This is a genomic window from Pantoea sp. BAV 3049, assembly GCF_009765445.1.
Taxonomy (GTDB): Bacteria; Pseudomonadota; Gammaproteobacteria; order Enterobacterales; family Enterobacteriaceae; genus Erwinia.
In genome coordinates, this window is sequence record NZ_WHOY01000031.1 from 3,608 (window position 1) to 4,176 (window position 569).

Annotated in this window: 1 protein-coding gene; it reads left to right on the forward strand. The window is 47.5% G+C overall.

All coding sequences use genetic code 11. The annotated features are described in order from the left end of the window. Positions 1 to 46: 46 nt before the first annotated feature. On the forward strand, positions 47 to 307 hold the full coding sequence (gene repA, locus GSQ70_RS00720; RefSeq protein ID WP_158780487.1) for a replication regulatory protein RepA: 261 nt from the start codon (positions 47 to 49) through the stop codon (positions 305 to 307). Positions 308 to 569 lie beyond the last annotated feature (262 nt).

The following is a 569-nucleotide window of genomic DNA, read 5'->3' on the forward strand; positions in this document are numbered from 1 at the left end:
TATCTTCTGCGAAACGATCCATGTTTGATCCTTGAGGGAGGCAGAAATGTCGCAGACCGGAAATGCAGCAACTTCCTCATCGAAAGAAAAGCGTCAGTACAGGAAAGGCTCTCCGGTACCAGCAAGAGAGCGGCAGCAGGCCTCATTAGCCCGCAGAAGTTCGACGCATAAAGCATTTCATGCAGTAATACGCACTTCCCTGAAAAAAAAACTGGCTCAGTTTGCTGAGGAAGAAGGTATCACTCAGGCTCAGATGATCGAAAAACTCATTGAGCTTGAAGCGAGCCGCAGGAAATTAGAATCGTAAATATTTACATTCTTGTACCTCCGGCGATGGAATGCTAGATTACTGATCGTTTGAATAAATTACTGGCTGGCCACGCCGAAAGGTGGCAGGGAACTGGTTCTGATGTGGTGTCTACCCGGGACCAGAAAAGCAAAAACCCCGATAATCTTTCTTAACTTTGGCGAGTCGGAAGATTAACGGGGCCCACTTAAACTGTACAGAAGCTGTTGCTCTGTACGGGGAGTATATGTGCATGCCCGGAAAACTGCAATACCTTCTGTGC